The sequence below is a fragment of the Lysinibacillus sp. FSL K6-0102 genome (assembly GCF_038003545.1).
Taxonomy (GTDB): domain Bacteria; phylum Bacillota; class Bacilli; order Bacillales_A; family Planococcaceae; genus Lysinibacillus; species Lysinibacillus capsici.
In genome coordinates, this window is the sequence record NZ_JBBOPH010000001.1 from 39,303 (window position 1) to 53,617 (window position 14,315).

Sequence of the window (14,315 nt, forward strand, 5' to 3'; positions counted from 1 at the left end):
GGTATAGTATGATAATTACAAATAGGAGGTGTAGTGAATGGAGGAGACAGTAAAAGAGGATGCTTGTCATACAGAGGAAGCTACGTCTTGCCGAAAAAGTCATCACCCTGAGCGTGTGAAAAAGGATCTAACAACTCGCTTAAATCGAATTGAAGGTCAGATTCGTGGTATTAAGGGAATGATTGATAAAGACGTTTACTGTGATGATATTATTACGCAACTATCTGCTACACAATCTGCATTAAATAGTGTGGCAAAAATATTATTAGAAGGTCATTTAAAAGGCTGTGTTGTGGATCGTCTATCAGAGGGCGATGAAGCAGTATTAGATGAGTTAGTAATAACGATTCAAAAGTTAATGAAAAAATAGATTGAAAACATACAAAAGGAGAGATTTTATTATGCAAAACGTAACATTAAACGTACAAGGAATGTCATGTGGTCATTGTGTAAACGCGGTTGAAAAAAACGTTGGTGCTTTAGCTGGTGTTGAACAAGTAAAAGTAAATTTAGCAGAAGGTTTAGTTGATGTTGCATTTGACGATGCACAAGTATCACTTGATCAAATTAAAGAGACAATTGATGATCAAGGCTATGAAGTAAAATAAAATTTGTAGAGTGCTTCTGTGGCACTCTCTTATTTTCAAAAATATATACCCCTAGTCGGTATAAGGAGAGGTGAAAGGTAAATGAGTTCTGATCATAAGGAAGCTAATTTGCAAATTACAGGTATGACATGTGCAGCCTGTGCCACTCGAATAGAAAAAGGTTTAAATAAAATGGATGGTGTAGAACATGCAACAGTAAATTTAGCACTTGAAAAATCATCTATTAAATATGACCCAACTAAACTAAGTGAAGCAGATTTTGAAAAGAAAATAGAAGCACTTGGCTATGGTGTTGTTAAACAAAAAGCTGAACTTGATATTACAGGTATGACATGTGCAGCCTGTGCGACTCGCATTGAAAAAGGGTTAAATAAACTAAGTGGTATTTCCTCTGCTAATGTCAACTTAGCACTGGAAAAAGCGATGATTGAGTTTAATCCTTCGGAAGTATCCATCGCAGATATCATTACGAAAGTTGAGAAGCTAGGCTATGGGGCACATCAAAAGGCAGATGAGCAGGAAACAGTGGATCATCGTGAAAAAGCTATCAAACAGCAACAACATAAATTTATTTTATCGGCAATACTTTCTTTACCACTGCTTTGGACGATGGTTGGTCATTTTTCCTTTACGTCATTTTTATATGTTCCAGAATTTCTAATGAATCCATGGGTCCAAATGGTATTGGCTACGCCAGTGCAATTTATTATTGGTAAACAATTTTATGTAGGGGCATATAAAGCATTACGCAATGGTAGTGCAAATATGGATGTGCTTGTTGTGATGGGGACATCAGCGGCCTATTTCTATAGTGTCTATCAAGCGATTGTAACGATAGGATCACACCATGGTCCACATCTTTATTTTGAAACGAGTGCTGTATTAATTACACTTATTTTATTAGGTAAATTATTTGAGGCAAAGGCAAAAGGACGCTCATCTGAAGCCATAAAAAAACTAATGGGACTTCAGGCAAAGACAGCAATCGTTGTACGTGACGGTATAGAAAAGGAGGTCCCATTAGAAGAAGTTATCATTGGCGATGTTATTTTAGTGAAACCAGGTGAAAAAATTCCTGTAGATGGTGAGGTAATAGAGGGGACAACAGCTGTTGATGAATCGATGCTAACAGGAGAAAGTCTACCAGTTGATAAAAAGCAAGGTGATCTATTATTTGGCTCAACTATTAACAAAAATGGTTTTATTAAAATGACTGCAACAAAGGTTGGACGTGATACAGCATTAGCACAAATTATTAAAGTGGTCGAAGATGCTCAAGGATCGAAAGCACCTATTCAACGTTTAGCAGATCAGATTTCAGGGATTTTCGTACCTATTGTTGTTGGCATAGCCATTGTAACCTTTTTAATTTGGATTATTTGGGTCCGTCCAGGGGAATTTACACCTGCTTTAGAGGTATTAATCGCAGTTCTTGTCATTGCTTGTCCATGTGCGCTTGGGTTAGCAACACCAACTTCAATAATGGCAGGCTCTGGACGTGCAGCTGAGTTTGGTATTTTATTTAAAGGTGGAGAACATTTAGAGCAAACACAAGGCATAGATACAGTTGTTGTAGATAAAACAGGAACAGTGACACATGGTAAACCTGAGCTTACAGATGTTCTGTTAACGCCAGAGCAAGATGAAGCACGCTTTTTATCCTTAATCGGAGCAGCAGAGAAGCAGTCAGAGCATCCACTAGCTGAGGCCATTGTTCAAGGTATAGAAAAACGCGGCATAGCTTTAGGTGACGTTCAATTCTTTGAAGCAATACCGGGTTATGGTGTGCAGGCAACTGTCTCAGGTCAAGGTGTTATCATTGGCACACGTAAATTAATGCAACAATATGGTATTCATATTAATGATATTTTACCAACAATGGAGCAACTAGAACGAAATGGTAAGACAGCCATGTTAGCAGCCATTAATGGGCAATATGCAGGTTTAGTAGCTGTGGCTGATACCGTGAAAGATACATCAAAAGAAGCTATTCGTCGTTTACAGGATATGGGTATTACGGTCATCATGATGACTGGTGATAACGAGCGTACTGCTCAAGCAATTGGAACAGAGGTAGGCGTGAATCATGTTATTGCAGAAGTCTTACCAGAAGGTAAAGCTGATGAAGTGAAAAAACTTCAAGCCCAAGGGAAAAAAGTAGCGATGGTTGGTGATGGTATTAATGACGCACCTGCCTTAGCAACAGCGAATATTGGGATGGCAATTGGTACAGGGACAGATGTGGCAATGGAAGCTGCAGATATTACGCTTATTCGTGGAGATTTAAATAGTATCGCGGATGCCATTCTAATGAGTAGAAAAACAATGCGTAATATTAAACAAAATCTATTTTGGGCATTTGCTTATAATACATTAGGTATTCCAATTGCTGCACTCGGTCTGCTTGCTCCATGGGTAGCAGGCGCAGCGATGGCCTTTAGTTCAGTTTCGGTCGTATTAAATGCACTTCGTTTACAACGAGTGAAATTATAAATAAGTATAAAGGCATCGGGAAGTAGATTCTCGATGTCTTTTTTCTATGTCATCATGAGTAGAATATCCCAGGTAAATTTACTAGAACAATAGGTTGATTCTGTTTTTCATTTTCCTACTATGATAAAATGAAAGGTACTGATTCATTTTATGTAGGACACAATGATCGAATCCATAGAACAAAAGGAGGAGCTTCTGGTGACGGTTCCATTTGTTACGGTAGAAGGTCCGATTGGTGTTGGTAAAACCTCTTTATCGAAAGAGATAGCAGCGACATTTAATTACCATCTATTAAAAGAAATTGTAGACGAAAACCCTTTTTTAAATAAGTTTTATGAAAACATTGAGGAGTGGAGTTTCCAAACGGAAATGTTCTTCCTCTGTAATCGCTATAAGCAACTAACCGATATTAAAAAATTTCGTTTAGCACATGCCAAACCTGTTGTAGCAGACTATCATATTTTTAAAAATTTAATATTTGCGAAGCGTACATTGGCACCAACTGAATACGAGAAGTATGAAGAGATCTATAGAATTTTAACGAAAGACATGCCTGTTCCAAATGTAGTGGTTTATTTATATGCCAGCGTTGAGACATTAATGAAGCGTATCGCCATGCGAGGGCGAGAGTTTGAAAAGATGATTTCACGTGATTACATGGAGCAGCTTGTGGCCGACTATCATTCTTTTATCGAGCATTTTGAAAGCATGCATCCCGAAATTCCAGTTATTCGATTTAATGGAGATCAGCTTGATTTTGTAAAAAATCCCAATGATTTAAATCATGTTTTAAAAATAATTAAAGATACGTTACAACAAAGGAGTTTGCAATAATGAATTTAAGAGAGAAGTACGATATTCCACCACAAACGGTTATTACGATTGCAGGTACTGTTGGGGTAGGAAAATCGACGATGACAAAGGCTTTAGCAGAGGCACTGAACTTTCGTACCTCGTTCGAGAAAGTAGACACAAATCCATACCTTGATAAATTTTATGAGGACTTTGAAAAATGGAGCTTTCATTTACAGGTCTACTTTTTAGCAGAGCGTTTTAAAGAACAGAAGCGTATTTTTGAATATGGTGGAGGATTTGTACAAGATCGTTCTATTTATGAGGATACTGGCATTTTTGCTAAGATGCATTATGATAAAGGAACAATGAGCCCAACAGATTATGAGACTTATACAAATTTGTTTGATGCAATGGTGATGACACCTTATTTCCCACATCCAGATTTGCTTGTCTATCTTGAAGGACCTATTGATGCAGTTATTGGGCGTATTCAAGAGCGAGGACGTACAATGGAGCAACAAACACCGAATGATTATTGGATAGAAATGCATGAACGCTATGAAAATTGGATAAATAATTTTAATTCTTGTCCCGTTCTACGTTTAGATATTAATGATTATGATTTATTAAAAAATCCTGATGCCATTGAAGCAATTGTAAGCCGTATCAGTCATATGCTAAAACAAACAAGCCATTTACGAAAATAAAAGTAAAATAAATGACCAAAAAACGTGAGACAATATATAGCCGATTGTTTCACGTTTTTTGAATAGGAGGGATTATTATAAGAATCGCAGTGTATTGCGGATCCGGTTTGGGTAAAAGTCCTATTTATGCAGAGAAAGCTGCTGAGCTTGGTACAGCACTGGCAAAAAACGGTCACAGGGTTGTCTATGGTGGTTCTAAAACAGGCCTAATGGGGAAGGTAGCCGATGCTGTTTTAGCAGCTGGAGGAGAAGTGATTGGTGTGATGCCAACACATTTACAAAAGCGTGAATTGGCCCATGCCTCATTAACAGAAATTCATATTGTAGACTCTATGCATATTCGTAAAGCTAAAATGGCCGAGTTAGCCGATGCTTTTATTGCTCTGCCAGGTGGCGCAGGGACTTTAGATGAATATTTTGAGGTATTTACTTGGGCTCAGATTGGCCTTCATACAAAACCTGTCATTTTATATAATGTCCATGGATTCTATGATGCACTTCTACAGCATTTTAAAACAATGCTAGAGGAAGGCTTTATACGTGCAGAGCAAAAGAAGTTCTTACGTGTAGCGGCTACCTCTGAAGGGATTTTACGTTTATTAAAAAAACATGGATGAACATTCTCCATGTTTTTTATCTTGATGCAGCAGGTACACTAACATCTGCTGCAATTACACTGAGGCATAATTAATGTAATATAAAAGTAAAATAATTAAATTTTAAGTAAAAAATTAGTAAAGGATGGAGTGTTCTTTATGCATAGTGTAGAGGCTCAAGTAACCGATGATTTAGTAGTACAGGCTATTGAACGCAATATAGCTATTATCCGCTTCGATATGGATAGAAGAGTAGCGTATGTCAATGAACTATTTGCTCAAACATTAGGCTATACAGTGCAGGAAATGCTAGGAAAACATCATAAAGACTTTTGTTTGCCTGATTTCGTTAATAGTATGGAGTACGATAAATTTTGGCGTCACCTAACGGCAGGAAACAGCTATCAGGACAAAATAGAAAGAATTGATGCTAGAGGGAATATAATTTGGCTGGAAGCGACATATATGCCTGTCTTCGCAAATAATACAAGAAAAGTAATAGGTGTATCCAAAATAGCTACCAATATCACCGAACGCCAACATGAGATAGTTAGTGTTGCCGACAAGTTGAAGGGCATGTCTAATAAACTTTACCAGCGTTCAGAGGCGGGCATTCAAAATAGCCAAGATCTACTAGAAACCATTAAAGTGGTTTCAAAGGAATCAAATGAAAATGTAAGTAATCTTGTGCAGCTTCAGAAACAAGCAGATTCTATTAAAGGGATTGTCAAAACTATACAAGAAATTGCCTCACAAACTAATTTATTGGCATTAAATGCAGCTATTGAAGCCGCTAGGGCTGGAGAATATGGAAGAGGTTTTGATGTAGTGGCGAAAGAGGTACGTAAGCTTTCTGTAAGAGTTGAACAATCTATTTCAGAAGTGAAGGATAATGTGGAGGGCATTGAGCGAGAAATTGGTCAGGTGACTGATAGTATTACAAAAATAGCAGAAAAAATAGATAAAACAAATGAACAAATTACTGTCACAGCAAACGACTTTAGTGAAATAGCGTCTGCTGCTGAAGCCTTAGACGAGCAATCAAAGCAATTTATTGAAATTATTTAATTCTAATAATGACTACTATTTTCGTGATATATTGAAATAGGATATATTTTTTATTTACAATACTAGTGTAAGTCATTAATCATAATAGGGGTGTTATGTATGACAAAAGTGGAAGTAAGCTTTCAGCATTTACCAACAACAGCTATTTCAGATGCAACTGGTGGGCATACCAATGTGCGAAGTGATATTAAGCCGTTAGCAGACCATTTTAAAGTTGCTGGGCGAGCTGTAACTGTACGTTTACCAGATGGTGAAAATGGGGCAGTTTTGGAAGCGATTAGGGCTGCAAATGAAGGGGATATTTTAGTAATTGATGCAAAAGGAAATACAAACCGAGCTGTTGCTGGAGATTTTGTGATCTCCTTAGCAAAAGGGATAGGTGTACAAGGTTTTGTTGTGGATGGTGTAATCCGTGATATTGCAGCAATTCGCGAATTAAATTTCCCTGTATTTTCGTTGGGCACTACTGTAGCAGCAGGCAATAAAAACGGCGGTGGTCAAGTAAATGTACCGATCGCCATTGGAGGAGTTACGGTTCATCCTGGTGATTATATTATTGGGGATGTGGATGGTGTAATTGTTGTGCCACAGCAAGATGCTGAAAAAATCGTTGTAGCGGCAGAGGCTAAGCTTGAAAAAGATGAAAAACGCGCTCAAGAAGCACATGCCAATGGAAAAGAATCAATTATCGCTTATTTAGATAAAGTGTTAGCAAAATAAAAAAACCCTCACGATGCCATCCAACATCGTGAGGATTTTTTTAAATTACGCTAGATTTTCATTATCATTAAAGTAATTTTTCATCTTTTCTCGATCGAAACGGCCTTCCCATTTAGCCATTACTAATGACGCTAATGAGTTACCAATTACGTTAACAACTGTACGTCCCATATCAAGAATACGGTCAATACCAGCAATGAAGGCTAGTCCCTCAAGTGGAATACCTACAGTACCTAAAGTTGCTAGAAGTACTACGAATGATACGCCTGGTACACCTGCAATACCTTTTGATGTAACCATTAATACAAGCATTAACGTAATTTGTTCACCAATGCTTAGGTGAATACCGTACATTTGTGCAATAAATAATGCTGCAATGGCTTGATATAGTGTTGACCCATCTAAGTTAAAGGAGTAACCGGTAGGTATAACAAAAGATACAATATCCTTTGGCGCCCCTAATTTCTCCATTTTCATCATAATACGTGGTAACACAGCTTCAGAACTTGCTGTTGAGAAGGCTAAAATTAGCTCATCTTTTAATACTTTAATTAAATAGAAGATGCTGATTCCTGCGAATTTTGCCACAAGTCCAAGAACGACAAAGATAAAGAATAGCATTGTTGCATAAACAAGAATTGCTAATTTGGCAAGCGGAACCAGTGAAGCAAACCCATATTTGGAAACGGTTACACCAATTAAACCAAATACCCCTAGTGGCGCGAATTTCATTACGAGGTTTGTTACCCAGAACATAGCATCTGCTACCCCTTGGAAGAAGTCTAAGACTGGTTTCCCTCGATCTCCTACTGCAGCAACCCCTAAACCGAAAATAACTGAGAAGAAGATAATTGCTAGCATATTACCTTCAGCCATTGACTGAATAATATTTGTTGGGACAATGCCTACAATGATATCAAATGGTCCCTCATGCTGAACTTCCTCAGTTGTTGATACATACTTCGAAATATCCCCTTGAGATAATTCATTCATGTTAAGACCTGCACCAGGTTGGAAAATGTTTGCGGAAAGTAATCCAACTACGATTGCAACTGTAGTAATAATCTCAAAGTAAATTATAGATTTCCCGCCTAATCGTCCAAGTTGCTTCATATCTCCAGTACCAGCAACACCAACGATTAATGTCGAAATAATAATCGGTACAACAATCATCTTAATAAGATGTAAAAATATATCCCCTAATGGTTGTAGATATGTCTCAATTTTGGGATTTCCGTAAAAGATACCACCAACAATGATCCCTAAAATCAAACCGATTAAAATCTGAGCGGCTAAACTGACTTTAAATTTCTTTTTCAAATCCTTTGTACCTCCCCTAATATTAAATTTTTAGGACACGCCTTACTTTAATAATACGGAGGACTTATGGAATCCGACAAAATCCGAGAAAATTAATTTACTTTTGTTAAAATGTCTGAATATAACACTTGAATAAACTTCTTAATATTTACCTTTGCTTTACGATTATCGTGATCTTCAATCTGTGTCATGAGCTGACGAATTTCTTTAAAATCAAAGTAGCGAGGGGCATAGTACTCGAATTCTGAGTTTGTGTAATCAACAACCCCTAAATTAGCGAGATTAATCATGGCAGCTAATATTGTACGACGCACACGCTGCTCGATGGCTTTACTCTCTTTTAAAATTTCATCTGGCGTAGCCTTGGTCACAGCTGCAATTTCTTCATAAAGCTCTTTTAATGGAGGAAGGGGGGCAATCTTGTGCTGGTGAGCAAGTAATGTTTCTATAATGGCAATGATATCCTCACTACCAATTTCCCCGACAATCCCCATATCATTCAAAATAGATTGAATATGGTCTCGTGATGTAGCTTTATGAGTCTTTTGTTCACTTAACTCAATATTTGTAAGTGATTGACGTATCACTAATAGTGAATTTTTAAGTCGAAATTGTTCAGTTGTTTTTTTCAAAACATTTTCGACTTCAATACGATTGATTGGTTTATGAATGAAGAAATCAATTCCTTGCTCATATGCTTCGCCAACCATTTCCTTATTCACTACCTGTGAAATCATAATAAATTGTCCCTCGAAACGATTTTGCATAAGTTGTTCCACAGTTGCTATGCCATCAAGCTTAGGCATCAGTAAATCAATAAGCACAAACTCTGGCTGTGTCATTAAAATTTGTGGAATGGCATCCTCACCATTGCGAGCCTCACCAATAACTGTTCCTAACCCGCTATCTTCAATAATTTGCTTTAACATAACACGACTTGCACGATCATCATCTACAATAAAATACCTCATTTAAGTCTCTCCCGTTTGAATAGTTTGCGTAGGAATTATGATTTTAAACGTTGTGTATTGATTGTTTGATTCAACGGTTATTGAGCCTTTTAATTTTTCTACTAGTTCAGCAACATGTGAAAGCCCAATGCCAGTTGCTGCAACACCATCAACATTGAATTTAGTGGTGTATCCAGGTTCAAAAATAACAGAAATATCTGCTTGTGAAATCCCTTGTCCATTATCACATACGGTTATTACAGTATTATCCTCTTGGCGCTCAATAGCAATAGAAATGATCCCTTGCTTTTCAATAGCCTCAACAGCATTGGCTGATAAATTATTTAATAGAGCAAGGAGTGCAATATGATCTTTCGTTTGAAAATCGAAGTCTATACATGTATTAAATTGTATTTCCTTACCGAGTAATTCTGCATATTTCCTATTACCTTCTTCAATATAATGCAATAATTCTGATAATACAAAAGGGCCAAAGCTCTTTTCACCGACAATCTTTGAAATACCAGCATATATCCGTTGAGAATCCTTTTTCACTTCATGGATTTCCTGGGCAATATGAAGTGCTTGTAAACTTTCGGCTCGAAAACCTAGCGTCTTTAACTGACGATATAATTCATAACCACTACCTGTAATTGTTTCAATATGATTCATTGATTTTTTTAAATATAGTGTCTCCACATAGAGATCAGATCCAATATTCAGCATTTCTTGTACCCGTTTTTTTTGTTCAGCTATCAAAATAGAGCTGTAAATCCCTACTACAAAAAAGCTTCGTAATAATGCTACTGCTAATAGGATCAAGAGATCATGGAGAAATAAAAAAGTATATGTTTGGACAAAAAAGCGGAAAATCTGTTCAGCTAAATTACTGATAACTTCACTAAAAGCAACGAGTAAACCAAGTTTTAGTGGTTTTTCTCTGTATTGTTGAATATCTAAAATCTGCAGGCATACTGCAAACAATACATAAAATAAACCAGCTGGTAAATGGTTAAATATACTCTCGGCTATCGGAACATCATGTAATGTCGAATTAATAACCCGAAAAATAGTTGTCACAATACTGGTAGCTACACCGGCTAAAATAATTGGTGTAGGTTTAATTAATGTGCATAAAAAGAAGACAATGGTTCCTAAACCAAAACGGAAAGTTGTATTAGCAAAAGGCATAATTTTAATTTCACTACCTATTGCGGTCATAACAGCAATAATGAAAATCCAAGTAAGGGAAGCACGCGTCATAAGTAATTTCGATTGCAATTCAACAACCTCCCATCATTGATATAATAAAAAATACCACAACCGAGGCGGAAGTGGTATCTAACAAGTAATACATACAATTTGGGCAAAAAAAAACGGCTACATTCGTAGTCGGAAATTTAAAACTGGAGGAGGTAGAGGGATTCGAACCCCCGCGCGGTGTTACCCGCCTGTCGGTTTTCAAGACCGATCCCTTCAGCCAGACTTGGGTATACCTCCATGTTATATTGCTTTACTGTCTTATCGACAAAAATAAATTTATCATAACTAGAAACGAACGTCAAGATAATTTTTGAAAAAATACATAATGTTTAAATCGTCACTTAGAAATAAATAATTTGTGCATTAAGTTGCATTTTATACAAACAGTCAGTATACTAGTTATTGCCGTGCTAGGTGGGAAGGTAGCGGTGTCCTGTAACTCGCAATCCGCTCTAGCGAGACTGAATTCCTTTTTCGAGGCTGTCCGTATTGTTTGGTCTGCCTTTTGCACGTAGTGTTGACGATTGGGTCCTGCGCAATGGATACCCATGAACCATGTCAGGTCCGGAAGGAAGCAGCATTAAGTGGTCTTATTCATGTGCCGCGGGGTTGCCTAATCTGAGCTAACGACAAGAGTAACGCTTATGTGCGGCTGTCAAGGAAAGGTGCACGGCATTAAATTGCCAATTCAAAGCATCCGTCTATTATAGGCGGATGCTTTTTTATTTTAAATTTAGCATCTTCATTTTCTATATAATGCTGCAAATGCTATAATAAAACTATTCAATTAAATGGAGAAGGAGAGAGGAAATCAGTGACGTATCAAGCATTTTACCGTGTGTATCGACCACAATCTTTTCGAGAAATGTCTGGTCAAACACATGTCAAAAGAACGCTACAAAATGCTCTCCTAGCAAATAAAACAACACACGCTTACTTGTTTTCTGGGCCCCGTGGTACAGGGAAAACAAGTACTGCTAAAATCTTTGCGAAGGCCTTGAATTGTGAACATGCACCATCGAAAGAGCCTTGTAATGAATGTGATACATGCATGAGTATTACAGATGGTTCTCATCCAGATGTAATTGAATTTGATGCAGCCTCAAATTCACGTGTTGAAGAGATTAGGGATATCATAGAAAAGGTTCGTTTTGCTCCCGCAAGCAGTAGATATAAGGTGTACATCATAGACGAAGTGCATATGCTTTCTACAAGCGCTTTTAACGCTCTTTTAAAAACGTTGGAAGAACCACCTCCTCATGCTGTGTTTATTTTAGCAACTACAGAGCCTCATAAATTGCCTGCTACGATCATTTCTCGTTGTCAGCGTTTTGATTTTAAACGACTTTCTACTAATGATATTATTGAACGTATGAAGGTTGTTTTGGAAGATATTGACTTGCCATATGAAGAACAAGGTTTAAAGGTGATTGCACAATCAGCCGCAGGGGGAATGCGTGATGCTTTAAGCTTATTAGACCAAGTTGTGTCTTTTAGTGGCGAAAAATTAAAACTTGAGGATACGTTATTAGTTACAGGTTCTATTAGTCAGGATGTTTTTTATGATCTAGCGGAGGCACTTAAAGTAAAAGATGTTGCGCAAATGCTTGCCCTTTTAGAGCAACTTATAGCTGACGGTAAGGACCCTTTGCGGCTCTCAGAGGATTTAATTACATTTTTCCGCGATTTATTATTACTTCAAACAAGTGATGATTTAGCTGAACTTTTAGAGCTTGTATCTCCTGAGGAACGTGTATTCACTTTAGCACACGAATTTGCACCAAATATGCTTTATGGGTATATTGATATACTTGCAAAAACACAGCAAGAGATGCGTTTCTCTCACCATACAAAAATTTATTTAGAGACGGCTTTGCTTAAAATGGTACAGTTTTCAGGAGGTATAGCCCATCAAACGGTGACTACAAATGAAATGGGAGAAAACCCTGATCTCACTCAAAAAATTGTGGCTCTTGAACAGCTGGTTCAGCAACTATCCTTACAACTGCAAACGGGGACTCCTGTGCAAACGCCGACAGCACAAAAAGAGCAACGGCCCCGAGCTAAAAGTCCGAATGGTTATAAAGCACCTACAGGTCGTATTCAGGAAGTGCTGAAAGATGCCACAAAGCAAGATGTGCAACGCATTAAGTCCATTTGGGCGCAAGCCTTAAGTCAAATGCAAAAATCACAATCTGCTCTTTTAGCAGAAGCCGAACCTGTTGCGGCATCTTCAAGTGCTTTTGTGTTAAAATTCAAGTATGATATTCATTGTCAGATGGTTGCCGACAACCAGTCTTTAAAGGCTCACTTTACACAATTAATTGCAGGGCAAACTGGTACAATGTACGAGATGCTATGCATACCAGAAGAATCATGGTTAAAAATGCGTGAAGAGTTTATTCGTGATCATGGTCTGCAGCAAAAGAAATCACAGACTGAATCAGAGCATGGAGAAGAATTATTAGAGCCACCACCGGCAGAAATGCCAGAAGAACCATTTATCGATGATGCCCAACCTCTTGCTTCACAAGATCCACTTGTGACTGAGGCTGAAAAGCTCTTTGGTAAAGATTTTGTTGAAATTATTGAAGATTAAATTTTTAGGAGGAAACATTTATGCGTGGAATGGGAAATATGCAAGGTATGATGAAAAAAATGCAAAAAATGCAAAAGGAAATGATGGAGGCACAAGAAGCTTTAAATGCTGAGCAATTCGAAGGTGTTGCAGGCGGCGGTATGGTGAAAGTAACAGTTTCTGGTCAGCGTGAAGTAGTTTCAGTAAATCTGGATGAATCTGTAGTAGACCCAGAAGACATCGAAATGCTACAAGACCTAATTGTTATTGCAACAAATGAAGCGTTGAAAAAAGTAGAAGAAAAAACAAACTCAACTATGGGTAAATTCACGCAAGGCTTAAACCTTCCATTCTAGGAGGTATTCATATGTACTACCCAGAACCAATATCTAAATTGATCGATAGTTTTATGAAATTGCCAGGTATCGGGCCGAAAACTGCGGCTCGTCTGGCGTTTTTTGTGTTAACAATGAAGGAAGATGATGTATTATCTTTCTCTAAAGCACTGATTGATGCTAAACGAAACCTAAGCTACTGTTCTGTTTGTGGCAATATAACAGATGTAGATCCATGTCACATATGTACAGATAAGCAGCGAGATCATTCTATTATTTGTGTTGTACAAGATACAAAAGATGTGATTGCAATGGAAAAAATGCGTGACTACAACGGTATGTACCATGTACTTCAAGGAGCAATTTCACCAATGGATGGTATTGGTCCAGAAGACATTAATGTTGCTTCTTTGCTAGTGCGCTTGCAAGATGAAAGTGTCCAAGAACTTATTTTAGCTACAAATTCAACAATCGAGGGTGAGGCAACCGCTATGTACATTTCTCGCCTTGTCAAACCGTCTGGCATTCGTACAACCCGTATTGCTCATGGATTGCCAGTAGGTGGAGATCTAGAATATGCAGATGAGGTTACGCTATCAAAGGCAATGGAAGGCCGACGCGAGTTATGAGTGAGGGATTAGTATGTTCTTCCGTAGTAAAGGGAAATTAAAAAAAGAATTCGATGATAAGCTTGTGAATCTGATTAAAGAAACAAAAGAGGATTTACAACAGGCAAAGATAATAGAAGAATTAATGGATGATTATGACCTAGGTGTAATTGCTCAACGCAAAACAGCAGAAAGTATTCATTTCTATTTGTTTAAGGAAGCTAGAATTCGTAAGGTATTAATAAAATAGTTCTCTGTAAAATATTCATAGAAG

The 14,315-nt window shown here is 37.5% G+C and carries 15 protein-coding genes, 1 tRNA gene and 1 other RNA gene; 13 read left to right on the forward strand and 4 right to left on the reverse strand.

The annotated features are described in order from the left end of the window. Positions 1-37: 37 nt before the first annotated feature. The 8 genes from NYE73_RS00165 (at position 38) to NYE73_RS00200 (ending at position 6,987) form a co-directional block, all read left to right on the forward strand. On the forward strand, positions 38-370 hold the full coding sequence (locus NYE73_RS00165; RefSeq protein WP_004233976.1) for a metal-sensing transcriptional repressor: 333 nt from the start codon (positions 38-40) through the stop codon (positions 368-370). A 31-nt stretch (positions 371-401) separates the two neighbouring features. After that, positions 402-608: a copper chaperone CopZ gene (copZ, locus tag NYE73_RS00170; RefSeq protein ID WP_036121975.1), complete on the forward strand. Its 207-nt coding sequence runs from the start codon at positions 402-404 to the stop codon at positions 606-608. Between the two features lie 81 nt (positions 609-689). Then, positions 690-3,101: a heavy metal translocating P-type ATPase gene (locus NYE73_RS00175; protein WP_259951281.1), complete on the forward strand. Its 2,412-nt coding sequence runs from the start codon at positions 690-692 to the stop codon at positions 3,099-3,101. A 198-nt stretch (positions 3,102-3,299) separates the two neighbouring features. Then, positions 3,300-3,935, forward strand: a complete 636-nt coding sequence (locus tag NYE73_RS00180) for a deoxynucleoside kinase (protein ID WP_048391001.1) — start codon at positions 3,300-3,302, stop codon at positions 3,933-3,935. Continuing rightward, positions 3,935-4,603 (forward strand): deoxynucleoside kinase, encoded by a 669-nt coding sequence (locus NYE73_RS00185; protein WP_048391003.1) that lies wholly within the window; start codon positions 3,935-3,937, stop codon positions 4,601-4,603. The genes NYE73_RS00180 and NYE73_RS00185 overlap by 1 nt, the downstream gene beginning before the upstream one ends. An 89-nt stretch (positions 4,604-4,692) precedes the next feature. After that, positions 4,693-5,220 carry an LOG family protein gene (locus tag NYE73_RS00190; protein ID WP_054548495.1) on the forward strand — a complete coding sequence of 176 codons (528 nt, stop codon included), beginning with the start codon at positions 4,693-4,695 and terminating at the stop codon, positions 5,218-5,220. A 138-nt stretch (positions 5,221-5,358) separates the two neighbouring features. After that, positions 5,359-6,267 carry a methyl-accepting chemotaxis protein gene (locus tag NYE73_RS00195; RefSeq protein WP_016995248.1) on the forward strand — a complete coding sequence of 303 codons (909 nt, stop codon included), beginning with the start codon at positions 5,359-5,361 and terminating at the stop codon, positions 6,265-6,267. Positions 6,268-6,366: 99 nt separating this feature from the next. Continuing rightward, on the forward strand, positions 6,367-6,987 hold the full coding sequence (locus NYE73_RS00200; protein ID WP_115674562.1) for an RraA family protein: 621 nt from the start codon (positions 6,367-6,369) through the stop codon (positions 6,985-6,987). Positions 6,988-7,032: 45 nt separating this feature from the next. On the opposite strand, the gene NYE73_RS00205 is transcribed toward NYE73_RS00200, so the two are convergent. From NYE73_RS00205 to NYE73_RS00220, 4 genes are all read right to left on the reverse strand, one after another. Continuing rightward, on the reverse strand, positions 7,033-8,307 hold the full coding sequence (locus NYE73_RS00205; RefSeq protein WP_016995246.1) for a cation:dicarboxylate symporter family transporter: 1,275 nt from the start codon (positions 8,305-8,307) through the stop codon (positions 7,033-7,035). 92 nt (positions 8,308-8,399) lie between these two features. Next, complete coding sequence (locus NYE73_RS00210) at positions 8,400-9,278, reverse strand: response regulator (protein ID WP_048391012.1); 879 nt, start codon at positions 9,276-9,278, stop codon at positions 8,400-8,402. After that, positions 9,279-10,538, reverse strand: a complete 1,260-nt coding sequence (locus NYE73_RS00215) for a sensor histidine kinase (RefSeq protein ID WP_053075680.1) — start codon at positions 10,536-10,538, stop codon at positions 9,279-9,281. Between the two features lie 126 nt (positions 10,539-10,664). After that, positions 10,665-10,757: transfer RNA gene (locus NYE73_RS00220), tRNA-Ser, on the reverse strand. 168 nt (positions 10,758-10,925) lie between these two features. On the opposite strand from NYE73_RS00220, the gene ffs reads away from it, so the two are divergent. From ffs to NYE73_RS00245, 5 genes are all read left to right on the forward strand, one after another. Then, positions 10,926-11,193: signal recognition particle sRNA large type (gene ffs / locus NYE73_RS00225), an RNA gene on the forward strand. A gap of 141 nt (positions 11,194-11,334) precedes the next feature. Continuing rightward, positions 11,335-13,119 (forward strand): DNA polymerase III subunit gamma/tau, encoded by a 1,785-nt coding sequence (gene dnaX, locus NYE73_RS00230; RefSeq protein WP_259951279.1) that lies wholly within the window; start codon positions 11,335-11,337, stop codon positions 13,117-13,119. A 20-nt stretch (positions 13,120-13,139) separates the two neighbouring features. Further along, positions 13,140-13,454, forward strand: a complete 315-nt coding sequence (locus NYE73_RS00235) for a YbaB/EbfC family nucleoid-associated protein (protein ID WP_004233957.1) — start codon at positions 13,140-13,142, stop codon at positions 13,452-13,454. 11 nt (positions 13,455-13,465) lie between these two features. Continuing rightward, on the forward strand, positions 13,466-14,062 hold the full coding sequence (gene recR, locus NYE73_RS00240; RefSeq protein WP_048391017.1) for a recombination mediator RecR: 597 nt from the start codon (positions 13,466-13,468) through the stop codon (positions 14,060-14,062). A gap of 13 nt (positions 14,063-14,075) precedes the next feature. Continuing rightward, positions 14,076-14,291 (forward strand): YaaL family protein, encoded by a 216-nt coding sequence (locus tag NYE73_RS00245; protein ID WP_004233954.1) that lies wholly within the window; start codon positions 14,076-14,078, stop codon positions 14,289-14,291. The last annotated feature ends 24 nt before the right edge of the window (positions 14,292-14,315 follow it).

Excerpts from the sequence above, each read along its gene's own strand:
- NYE73_RS00200 (WP_115674562.1), top strand. The coding sequence starts at position 6,367 with ATGACAAAAGTGGAAGTAAGCTTTCAGCATTTACCAACAACAGCTATT.
- NYE73_RS00210 (WP_048391012.1), bottom strand. The coding sequence starts at position 9,278 with ATGAGGTATTTTATTGTAGATGATGATCGTGCAAGTCGTGTTATGTTA.
- NYE73_RS00235 (WP_004233957.1), top strand. The coding sequence starts at position 13,140 with ATGCGTGGAATGGGAAATATGCAAGGTATGATGAAAAAAATGCAAAAA.
- NYE73_RS00175 (WP_259951281.1), top strand. The coding sequence starts at position 690 with ATGAGTTCTGATCATAAGGAAGCTAATTTGCAAATTACAGGTATGACA.
- NYE73_RS00185 (WP_048391003.1), top strand. The coding sequence starts at position 3,935 with ATGAATTTAAGAGAGAAGTACGATATTCCACCACAAACGGTTATTACG.
- NYE73_RS00245 (WP_004233954.1), top strand. The coding sequence starts at position 14,076 with ATGTTCTTCCGTAGTAAAGGGAAATTAAAAAAAGAATTCGATGATAAG.
- recR (WP_048391017.1), top strand. The coding sequence starts at position 13,466 with ATGTACTACCCAGAACCAATATCTAAATTGATCGATAGTTTTATGAAA.
- copZ (WP_036121975.1), top strand. The coding sequence starts at position 402 with ATGCAAAACGTAACATTAAACGTACAAGGAATGTCATGTGGTCATTGT.
- NYE73_RS00195 (WP_016995248.1), top strand. The coding sequence starts at position 5,359 with ATGCATAGTGTAGAGGCTCAAGTAACCGATGATTTAGTAGTACAGGCT.
- NYE73_RS00165 (WP_004233976.1), top strand. The coding sequence starts at position 38 with ATGGAGGAGACAGTAAAAGAGGATGCTTGTCATACAGAGGAAGCTACG.